The sequence below is a fragment of the Pseudoalteromonas sp. MBR-15 genome, from assembly GCF_053628915.1.
The window spans coordinates 138816-149644 of record NZ_JBRJHH010000012.1 but is presented as its reverse complement, the minus strand read 5'-3'; the positions used below and the strand labels follow the sequence as shown (position 1 = coordinate 149644).

Below are 10829 nucleotides of genomic sequence, written 5' to 3'. Positions count from 1 at the left end.
GCGTTTTAATTTCGTCATTTTTTCACCCAAATTTGTATGCTTATTAGCATAACATTTCTTTCTTAATGGGTGGCCAAATTAACTATGCCACTATAGTACGAGCTGATTTGAAAATTGTTGAGAGTCATAGTTTTCAAGACTGGCTACAAACCCTTCCCAAAACATTTGATAAGTCGAGTGCGGATTTCGATACCGATTACTTTAATCCTAAAGTAGACATTGATGGTGAGCCACTACTATCCTTCATGTTATCTGCGTTTCATAGTGTTTATGATGAACATCAAGGGTTTGCTGGTACTACATTCCCATGTAAGTATGTTGAAACCTATGCAGTGGTTCTATTGGAACATTGCGATGATGAATCAGAGTGTGTGCTTGATATCACTGATATAGTTAACGGTGGATGGGTTACCGATTTTGATGATATTGCGGAAGTTCAGGCAGGAGAAACAAAGTTTCATCAGAACTTTTGTACTTCTTTGGATGAGCTAGCTGTTCTAAATGAATCAACAGAAAATGCAACACTACAAAGAATGGTGTTTGCCAGTGTGATTACTGCGATGGAAGCGTATCTGTCTGACACAATGAAAAGCCATGTGTTGAACCGAAGTGCAGTTAAGCGCCGATTTGTTGAATCACATCAGGTCTTTAAAGAAAAACTAGCTAAGAAAGACGTGTTTGCGTTTTTAGACACACTTGATAAGACGCTAAATACGGAAATCGATAAAATCTCATTCCATAACATTGATACTGTAAAAGACCTGTACCAAAAAGTTCTAGCTTGTGATTTTCCCGAGGATAAATTAGATCAACTAAGACCTTCGGTTTTCGTTAGGCATGACATTGTGCATCGCAATGAGAAAAAGTCAGATGGATTCTCTGTTGATGTTTCACAGCAGGATGTGATCGAACTAATTGAGCTGGTTAAAGGCCTTATCAGAGACATTGACCTACAAATTCTAGATGGGTTATTGGTAGATTGATAACCAACTGATAGTTAAGAAATCATAACTGTAAAATATATGAATTCCTGTTCATTGAGTGTGTGAGCTATGGCATGATTAACCTGTTCATAGATACAGGAATTTTGAATGGCACAAAAAATCGTCAAATCGAGAGTTAATTTACTGGGTAGTTGCAAAGGAATAGTGCTCGGACAGCACTCTCTTAAGATTGTTTACAAGTCCGGTACTCAAAGGGTGAATTACTCAGAAATACTCGGTTTTTGTACGATAGAGCGTTCATTACTTGGACATAAATTGGAGATAACTACAGATAGTGGGGTGATTAATGTCAGTGGTCTTAGCCATCTAAAAGCAATCCCGCAGTTCAACACTATCAATTTCACCATCAAGTCATTCATAGAGACGAAGATCAAAGATATATACAGTAAGTTTTCAAAAGCTGCTGTTGGTCAGTATCTTCGTGAATCAAAAATCTCCGAAGTTCAGTCTATCATTGAGCCAATGGTTCGCTTGTTTAACAAGAACAGTGAATCTTGGAGTTCTCACATATCGCAAGAACATTTCGATAGAATGAAAAAGCTGGCTGAACTCAGCCCCGTATCGATGTCTGCTGAATCGTTAAGAGTTATTCATACCAGTAGAGTACTAAAAGATCGTGAAGCATTTTACGACAGCATTGAGAGCAATCCATTAACACCAGAACAACGTTTATCAGTTGTACAGCATGATGATTACAACATGGTGCTTGCGGCAGCAGGCACAGGTAAAACATCTGTTATGGTCGCTAAAACAACAGATATCTTGGAACGTGATCTAGCAAATCCAGATGAAGTAATGGTTTTAGCATATGGTCGTGAAGCAGCAAAAGAATTAAAAACACGCTCTAAAGAAAGGCTCAGCAAAGCAAATATCCCATATGACTTAGATAAACAAATCTCCACATTCCACAGTCGTGGCTATCAGATTATTGCAAAAGCGCAACAAATGTCCGTCGATGAGTTCAAAAATCTCAGAATGAGTCGATTGAGAAAAGATGGGCCCCGAACGGAGTTCATTAACAACTGGTTGGTGACGTTCATCGAAGACAATGAGGATAACCTGAATGCATTTATTGAAACTGTTTACTATGCATATAACCCATTCTTGTCGGAGTCAGAAGAAGCTCATCAGGAAGCCCTTAAAGGTAAGAAATACATCACACTAAATGGTGTGGAAGTTAAAGGTTACCAAGAAGTTTTAATTGGTAATTGGCTGTTTAAAAACGGGGTTAACTACAAATACGAACCAAATTATGCAAACGAGATTGGTAAAGACATTGGCTTTCCGTACCATCCTGATTTCCAAGTGAAAGATACGAACATTTTTATAGAACACTTTGGTATCGACAAAGATGGCAATACTAGAGCAGGTATCAATAAGATTAAGTATAACCAACAGATTAAAGAGAAAATTGCACTCCATAAAGTAATGGGGACAAGGTTGGTAAAAACATTTCATTATAACTGGTGTGATGATGAGCTTGAATCAGTACTAGAGAAGCAACTTATTGATTATGGAGTAAAGTTAAATCCTATCTCGAAAGAACAAATCATCGCTGCTGTTACGCAACAGGATTTCATTAAGAATGCGGTTAAAGAGCTAAGTGCTACGTTGGCCGCTGTTCGTTCAGAAGCAATTGAAGGTTATGAAATACAATCTCGTCTTGAAAAGGCAGGTGTGCAAAACGCTAAGAGTCATATGTTGCTAATTGAGAGTTTACGTCAAGCATATGTTGCTGAGCTTAGAAGTAGAAACCAGATTGATTACGACGATATGATTCTATTAGCGACGGATTATCTTCGTGATGGCATGTTCGAGCCTAAGTGGAAGTACATATTAGTTGACGAGTTCCAAGATATTTCCGTATCTCGTTGGAACTTTTTACTTGAATTACTAAAAGCCAAAAACTGTAGTTTAACGGTTGTTGGAGATGATTGGCAGGCAATCTATGCATTCACTGGTGGTAAGTTAGAGTACACGACTAGGTTTAAGGACAAGCTAGGCAATCATGCCCTAGCAATGTTGCAAAAGACATTCCGCTATAACAACAGTATTGCTGATACTGCTGGTAAATTTGTAATGAAGAACCCTGAACAATACAAAAAGGATATTGTAACTCATACTCAGGTTAATAGTTCTGAAGTGTATCTAATGGACAATCAAGATGAGGAGAAAGATCCAATACAAGCCACATTGAATGTTGTTGAAAAAACAATACTTGAAATCTACAGAAAAGATCCACAAGCCTCTATTGGTATTTTGACGAGATACAATAAGACTAAGAATGCAGCTAAGGAGAGATTTGGCAAACACCATGGTTTTAACAATATGGATTTTTGGACATTACATGGTTCCAAAGGTCTTGAGGCTGATTACTGCTTTATCTTGGATTTAAACCAGGGATTTTTTGGATTTCCAACTGAGAGAAAAGACAACGAAATTGTCAGTGCATTAATGCCTACCATTGATGTCTATCCGCATGCTGAAGAACGCCGCTTATTCTACGTAGCCATCACTCGTGCAAAAAAACGATGCTATCTTATTGCTGATCCTAAAGAGCCATCAGAGTTTGTTTTAGAGCTTCTTGATTCTGAATACCACTTGAATATTGTTTCTGAGCACTTTACTCCGGAGAAGCTTGCTGCCAGAAAATGCCCTAAGTGTAAAACTGGATACATGAAACCAAAGAGGGGTGTATGGGGAGTCTATGAGTGCTCTACTGGTCTTGGATGCCTTACTGAAGCAGTTGGTTGTGATGATTGCAACGGTATTGCTATCAAAAAAGACAAGTACGGAGAGTGCATCAGTTGTAAATCTAGGTTTCAACTCTGCCCTAACTGCAAAGCCCCGAAAGTTGTGCGAGCAAATAAAAAAAATAGAAGGCTCTTCGTGGCATGCAGCTCATTTCGTGGTAATGAAGACAAGTCATGCAAATTCATGGGCTCACTTAACCCAAGACTACAGCAGCGCTTAAAAGAGAAAGATCGAGTTCCATTAAACTAAACCTTTACACAACAAGGACCTAATATGCATAAAACTAAAGCCCCCTCAACGTACAACTTATTAGTTAACAGACCTAACACTGCCAATTTGTGGAATAATTTATGAGCACGTTAGTTATTATTGGAAATGGGTTTGATATATGGAACAGCCTACCTACGAGTTATTGGTATTTCTATGAACAGTACAATAGATCTTTGGAAGACCACATTCAGTATTTTGATGACTTTTACTGCGAAGATACCGAGTGGGCAAATTTTGAAGAGTCTTTAGGCTCATTCAATCATGATAACTTCCATGACAATGCTGCAATGCAACCTTCGATAGAGGAAATGGCTGATGACAATACTCTTTTATATGGGTTCGAGGACGAGATATCAATCAAAAGAGAAGAATTAGTTGATGACATTACTAGCGCATTTAAGCAATGGATTCGTTCAGTTGACGTTAGCACTGCAAAAAACTGATTGAACTTCCAAGTGATTTAAAGTTCGTTAGCTTCAACTACACAACAACATTACAAGATGTATACGGAATTTCCGAAGAAAATATTTTGCATATCCATGGGAAAGTACGTGCAAATATTATTTTTGGCCACGGGCGTGGTGCCAGCTCACGCATTAATAGTGAAGAAAGTGATGAACCATGGTTCGAAGAGTCTCTTAGAAGTGCGTCTTCAGTATCTGAAGTGTTTCATAAGCCAGTAGACAAAATTCTTGAGCGCAATAGAACTCAATTGGAAGGCTATGGCCCTATCACTGAAATTTTTGTTATTGGGCACTCAGTTAACGATATCGACTTACCGTATTTTCAATGTATCTTGAATGCGTATCCAGATGCAGAATGGAAAAATTTCAACTATATAGATTTGGACAACGACATTGATGCAGTAACAGAAACTCACAATAAGCTTATTAGAGCAGGTGTTCCAGAAGATAAATTGACATCAAGTTCATCAGAACATCTGAGGACGATTTTCTCTTTGGTTTAACTGATTTGAATTAGTCTCGACTTGATTTTACATTTTTAAAACAGAGTGCGATCAAAGCTGAGATAGTACATCTGAACAGTTGAGACATTTACGCCAGTTGTAAGCCAACTCCCTTTACTCAAGTCTTTCATTAAGACGCGTCTGTTAGAATCGCTTAGCTATCACTTCCAAGGTTGCTGCATTACTTTTTCTATCGAGCTCTATAATAGTGCTAATTTCCATTATTGTGTCTAAATATTGACAATATAGTGCAAAAAATCATTATTACGTAACCAAAGCCTACTTTACGATTGTCGGATCGTGTATGAGTCATTACAACTGATTTTGTACAACTGATTTGATTCGAAATACAGTTCCACAAACACAATCCCAAATTTGAACCCAATGTTAAAATTTTTCTTCTGTATTCCCAGGTTGATAAGTTTCAGCAAGCTCAGTAGCACTAGCCTCAAATAAACGAAGTGCAGCGCGAGCTGAAGATGGCGATTCAATACGAGCAAACAACTCTTTAAATTGCATCGCCTCTCTGCGCTTTTCAAGTTGCTCGATCAAAGCTGGCTCACCATACTGATAAACATCTGGAATATTGAGGTTGATAATTTTCTCTAAGAAGCGCTGACCAGTGTATTGCTCAATGCGGCGCACATGTTCGTCTTCCATAACAAACACAACATCAGCCCATTCGAGCAGCTCTTCACTGCATAATGTTGTGTTGTTTCGCTTACACTCCCTCTCGCTCAAACCTGCTGACCGGTAGACGCGCAGTGGATCTTTTGCTGCGAAGTGATCTTCAGCTGTTTTGCTGCGATTTAAATTCGAGGTGCATAAAAATAAGATATTCATTTCAACTTCTCTTCAGTTGGCTGCGGCTTCCACTCTTGAGCAGCTTGATGTAATAGTCTCTGTGTATCGTCAAATAATGCGCCAAAGTCTTTCTCATTAAGCTGGGGCGGTAGCATCAGTTGAATAGTTGGGATGTGTGTCTTAGGGCAAACCGCTACATGCAATACTTCTACAATCCCATCTCCAACCATTTCGGATAACGTTCGGAACAAACGATGTAAAACAAACACAAAAACGTCATCCACCTCCAAAGGGGTGTAGAAAAATACGTTTGGTGAGTAGTCCCGAAGATGCTGTTCAAGTGCTGCCGCATACATAAAAGAACTCCAAAAACGATAAAAACCTATCCTTTAAGAATGAGCCAGAATTGGTGAAAAATCTCGGAAGTGTCACTTAAATCTCGGAAGTGTCACTTAAATTTCGTTAAAAAAGATGCTTTAACTAGTTCCGAAAAAACAGTGAAGCTTTACAGCCCTCAAAACGCAGCAATCGCAAGTCCAAATAGTTCGACTCTGTAAAATAGACTTTTGCATGCGGATACGGCGTTATCACCCAATTTTGATGGGTTGAGCCAAAATTATTAACGAACCGCTGATTTTCAACTGTTTCACCGTACCTCCAATGTTGTTCTTAAAAACGAAGAACTAAATACCCAACAAACACTAAGCATATGCAACAGATTTCATATAACATATTGATTCATAAACCAATTACAAAATTTCACAGTTTTCCTGTCAAGCACTTTTTTTGGTATTTTGGTTACATAATGTGCAAACGAACATCCTAAATCAATGACTTAGCAAGTTCATGCTTGCAAATTTTTTTGAAATCATTAGTCTCTTATTTGGAGACAATAAAACATGTCTTTTGCTGAGAGATACGCATTAAAAATCTATTTATTAGCTGTTTGAGTTGCTTGTGTCTTACTTAACTGGCTTTCTTCGCAACGCAGTTGCGGAATAACAAGATTAATTGATAACAATAAATAACTGTCTACCAATTTTAAAAAATGCCTTCTCAGAGACCTCACTAGCCAGAACCTACTGAACCTTCCATTTTAGAATCTGAGAGACCTTGTAGAATGCCAAAGCATGTTCAAATCATGTTTTAGCGCTTACATACGGAAACTTAATATTCACTTTCTTGGCCAGTATCTATAACGAACGCGCTTCGGTAAATGTGAATACAGCCAAGCTTTATCCCTCTTAAACAACCAAGTGTATGCTGCTCTAATAGCATTTTGGATATTCCCTCGCGTACAATTGGGCTCTTGCTTTAAAAACGCGAGTAATCTAGCGCGGTGTTTGCCACGCTTTATCTGATACCGCCTATATTTTCTTAGCTCTACAACGTCAGGATGCTGTGACAATAACTGCTCAACAGCACCAATGGAGCAACCAAATGCTTCCGCTATAACCTTTGTGGGTATACCTTGGCGCAATTGCTCTACAATAACTTTTCGTTCATGGGCGAAGATGAATTGTTCACGCCTATCTATGAAGATATTGTTCTGAATCGCTAGCTGTTTAACCTTAATCACACTCAGGCCGCTATATGAACTAGCTTTCCTTAAACTTTCCCCCGCTTTCAAAGCCTCTAACGCTTGATTTTCTTTTTGTATAAATCGCTCTTCCTCTAAACTTGGCGTCTGCACTTCATGAGTTTGATTTCCACTGCATTGCCCATAATCCTTAAACTCTTCAATTGAGCCAAACAACATTCCAATCATTAAAAGGTGTAATAACGGGTGGTGATGAGAGTCAGCTTGATAAAAAAGACAAGAAGGGAAAGTGATCCCTTGCCCCAGATTAAAGATAAGCGCCACTTCATAGCTATCTAAAATAGGCTCCCAAAACCCCTCTAAGCTTTCCCTTAATTCACGTTGGTGTATTGAATTCACATTGGCTGCAAAACCAAGTTCAACGAGCTTAGTACGATAAGTTTCAGCGGCTTTAACGCCATCCCCCAAAGAATTCACCTCTGTAAGCAACGAGAAGCTCAAATTAGCCAAAAGACAAGCCTTAGGGTGAGATGCTTTAAACTCTGTCTTTAAATCGCTCTCAGGTGGCGTTGAGAGTGCTCTACGAGGTATATCCACACTAATTAAATCTATTCCGTGCTTAACGCACGAAGTCACACCAGGCAAAAAATGGCTAACATGCCAAAATGTCACTCCATAGCGCTCAATATCCTCCTGAACACACATGGGACAATAATTGTTAGCATGCTTTGGATGAATACGGCTCGCAGTTAATGACATCTTTGAAAACGTTGCACATGTATCACCACTTTTTACGTCTTTTAACAAAGATGCATAATCGTTGTCTTGGCAAAAATGTTTAAAGTAAGGAATTAACGTGTGATCATTAATCAACTGAGAAAGAGTCAACCCTGATTGCGCTGAAAGTTGAGGCAGGTATCCAGGAAATTGCGCATTCATTTGCTTGTTTCGACTGCCTAACAAAAGATTTTGACCTTGTGTAATACAAGGAAAAGGCATTCCAATAATCCAACGAGATAACCAACTATAAACGCTCTCCCCCATGTAGATAGGCGGACAGAAATACTCAGCTTTCATCACGAGAGTCCATCACTAACTTGAAAATATCATCATCAAGCTTTAACGATTTGAGCATCAAAAGAATGCTGATCGGTGGGATCCTTGCATCACGATACGCAAAAGTAACAATATTCAATACCTTTTGACCGACAGAGAAAATATCGCCCCTAGAGCGTTTGAAATAAATATCAAAAACAGCGTCATTTAAGCTTTGCTCAAAATTAGTTTGCATCGTTGAAACATCAAGGCGTTGCGCTACACTGAGATTTCTAGGAAGTTCCTTGTAACCAAGTTTGTCTCTCATTAGCCCTCTTAAATCTTCGATACTCAACTGCAAAGGGTTTTGATAAAGAGCTAAACTTATTGCATCAAGCCAGTGAGAGTCGGGATAAAGAGCTAAGCTACTTGGAAGTAGTTGATGTTCACACTCAAGACAGCGATCATTTTCAGGAGGTAAGCTGTGTCGTTGAAAATGCTTGTATTCAAATCCACAATGTTTGCACCCACTTATTAATGGCGTTTGATGTTTATAACAGCGTTGAATGCTCGGTATTTGATGACATGCATGCCAATACGTTGTCCCATATTGGTCACAATCAGCCTGAACACATTCATTACACCATCGCCAATGATAAGCTGATTTTACATGAGTCTGCATTCCTACTTGAACTTTCCCCCCTGATAACAAATAACCCTGCTCATTTAAATTCGCCGCATCTTGCTCAGATAAGAAGTACCTGTAAAACGGCAGTAAAGTATGCTCATTGATGATCTTATCAACACCATAAGTATCAATATAATGTGAAAGCAGCTCTGCATAAATAGGTCGCCAGATTACTGAAGGGTTAAGTTGATTGATGTTTGGGAAGTAAGGCTTGCAAGTCATCAAAAAATCATTACGTCCTTGTATATCAAACCATCGCGCTAAACTGCTAAGAAGGTGCTCTCCTGGAAACAGGAAAGGCATTGAAATGTTATTCATCGCCACCCACTCCAGTGCAAATCTCTTGCGCAAGCAAATTAAAATCCACCAGCTTTACGTCTGAATGCGGGGTATCATCGGATTTCTTAACTTGAGGTAATTTCGCTTCACTGGTTTTATCGGCTTTCTTAGCCTCCTTGGCTTCTTCGTTAGAGTAAACAGCTTTCTTACTGTTGTTAGCTCGGATTTTTTGCTCGAATAATTTACGATTTCCTTTTCGTAAGGCTGAAAGAGCAGAATCAATTAAATGAAATTGATTTTGATATACGCGTTCTAGCAAGATGATATCGAACGTTGAGCGATATTTTTCGCTCTGACCAGGTTTGTTGATAAGAGCCTTCAACGTTTCATGATGCAACAAAGCTAAGCGAACCATGATCGCTGGTAGACTCACTGACAGCTCGTGAAACTTACCTTTAAACTGTTCTCGATTTGATTCGTCGTTATTTAATAGTAGCTCTTGAGGGAATAACGCATCGAACAAGTTATTAAAATGAACTGAGTTCTTTGGGTGCAAAACAAATTTAAACTGACGATCATTAAGCATACGTCTTACCGTTGACATATCATGCCCAAGTCGATGATCTGACTCTTTAAGCGTATCGAATAACTCAACTCCAATCTGAGTTGAACTCTGTATGATCGGTACGCCTATTTTATTAAACAGTGTTTCTAAAGTCTGTAAATTCGGGCTCCCTTTAATCTTTCCGTACCCGAGCATAAATTGAAGTTCATCAACATGCACAACCCCAAGATAATGATTAGCAGCAATACTCTGCATTGCTGCCATCAAGCTATCAACTGAGTACTTCTTATCATTTTGCCCTATCCATATGTCGTGATAGCTAGTGCCCAATGCCTTATCGACCGCTCTAAAAAAATTAGCGCACATCGCTTTCGGTGAGCCATTAGCTGGCAAGTCAAATGAGACCCAGACCAGCTGTAGTTTTTTGAAATGCTCGCCTTTGTAACTTGTATGCTCAATTGCTTGCGGAATTGTGCCAAGAACCTTCCTAATGGTTGTTGTTTTACCTGTTCCAGACTCACCGTACACTAAACATGCTGGGGCTGTTGACATCCCTGCTACTTGACCATCAAACATTTCTTGGTGTTTTAATGAGTGCGATATTTTTCTCATTAAAATTTGCATTGTTTTTGAAAATGGATTTCGATGAACATAACAAAATAGCAATAAGCTCATTATTTTATTATGTATTCTCCAAGCCTGAGGATCCGGTATATATACGTCTGTTAGTTGTCGAAGTTGAGTTAATTGATATATCTCAGGTAACTCCCAAAAATTAGGAACTATGTTAGTGATAACAGTCAACTTTTTAAGAAATGACTCTTCAAACAATTCAACTTGAATTGTTTCAGAAAGCGGATTGTCATTTAAATTTGGATCTAAATGAGGATGATATTCTGCTTTAATCATGACCTGGTGCTCCG

9 protein-coding genes are annotated in these 10829 nt (G+C 38.8%); 4 read left to right on the top strand and 5 right to left on the bottom strand.

Annotated features, from left to right (window positions below; genetic code table 11):
• The first annotated feature begins 107 nt into the window (after nucleotides 1-107).
• From ACSSVW_RS16040 to ACSSVW_RS16025, 4 genes are all read left to right on the top strand, one after another.
• Nucleotides 108-983, top strand: a complete 876-nt coding sequence (locus tag ACSSVW_RS16040; protein WP_454179663.1) for a HEPN/Toprim-associated domain-containing protein — start codon at nucleotides 108-110, stop codon at nucleotides 981-983.
• Nucleotides 984-1091: 108 nt separating this feature from the next.
• Entirely contained in the window at nucleotides 1092-4007 is a 2916-nt protein-coding gene (locus tag ACSSVW_RS16035; protein ID WP_454179662.1) for a UvrD-helicase domain-containing protein, read from the top strand.
• Between the two features lie 101 nt (nucleotides 4008-4108).
• Nucleotides 4109-4471, top strand: a complete 363-nt coding sequence (locus ACSSVW_RS16030) for an AbiH family protein (protein WP_454179661.1) — start codon at nucleotides 4109-4111, stop codon at nucleotides 4469-4471.
• Nucleotides 4468-4995 (top strand): AbiH family protein, encoded by a 528-nt coding sequence (locus ACSSVW_RS16025; RefSeq protein ID WP_454179666.1) that lies wholly within the window; start codon nucleotides 4468-4470, stop codon nucleotides 4993-4995. The genes ACSSVW_RS16030 and ACSSVW_RS16025 overlap by 4 nt, the downstream gene beginning before the upstream one ends.
• Nucleotides 4996-5382: 387 nt before the next feature.
• Here the strand turns inward: ACSSVW_RS16025 and ACSSVW_RS16020 are convergent, their stop codons facing one another.
• The 5 genes from ACSSVW_RS16020 to ACSSVW_RS16000 form a co-directional block, all read right to left on the bottom strand.
• Entirely contained in the window at nucleotides 5383-5838 is a 456-nt protein-coding gene (locus ACSSVW_RS16020; RefSeq protein ID WP_454179660.1) for a hypothetical protein, read from the bottom strand.
• Complete coding sequence (locus ACSSVW_RS16015) at nucleotides 5835-6155, bottom strand: hypothetical protein (protein ID WP_404340804.1); 321 nt, start codon at nucleotides 6153-6155, stop codon at nucleotides 5835-5837. The genes ACSSVW_RS16020 and ACSSVW_RS16015 overlap by 4 nt, the downstream gene beginning before the upstream one ends.
• A gap of 818 nt (nucleotides 6156-6973) precedes the next feature.
• The gene (locus ACSSVW_RS16010) at nucleotides 6974-8416 is read right to left on the bottom strand and encodes a TnsD family Tn7-like transposition protein (protein ID WP_454179658.1); all 1443 of its coding nucleotides are present in this window, start codon (nucleotides 8414-8416) and stop codon (nucleotides 6974-6976) included.
• Nucleotides 8406-9380 (bottom strand): TniQ family protein, encoded by a 975-nt coding sequence (locus tag ACSSVW_RS16005; protein WP_404340806.1) that lies wholly within the window; start codon nucleotides 9378-9380, stop codon nucleotides 8406-8408. Before ACSSVW_RS16005 ends, ACSSVW_RS16010 begins: the two co-directional genes overlap by 11 nt.
• Complete coding sequence (locus ACSSVW_RS16000; protein WP_454179657.1) at nucleotides 9373-10815, bottom strand: AAA family ATPase; 1443 nt, start codon at nucleotides 10813-10815, stop codon at nucleotides 9373-9375. The genes ACSSVW_RS16005 and ACSSVW_RS16000 overlap by 8 nt, the downstream gene beginning before the upstream one ends.
• Between the last annotated feature and the right edge of the window lie 14 nt (nucleotides 10816-10829).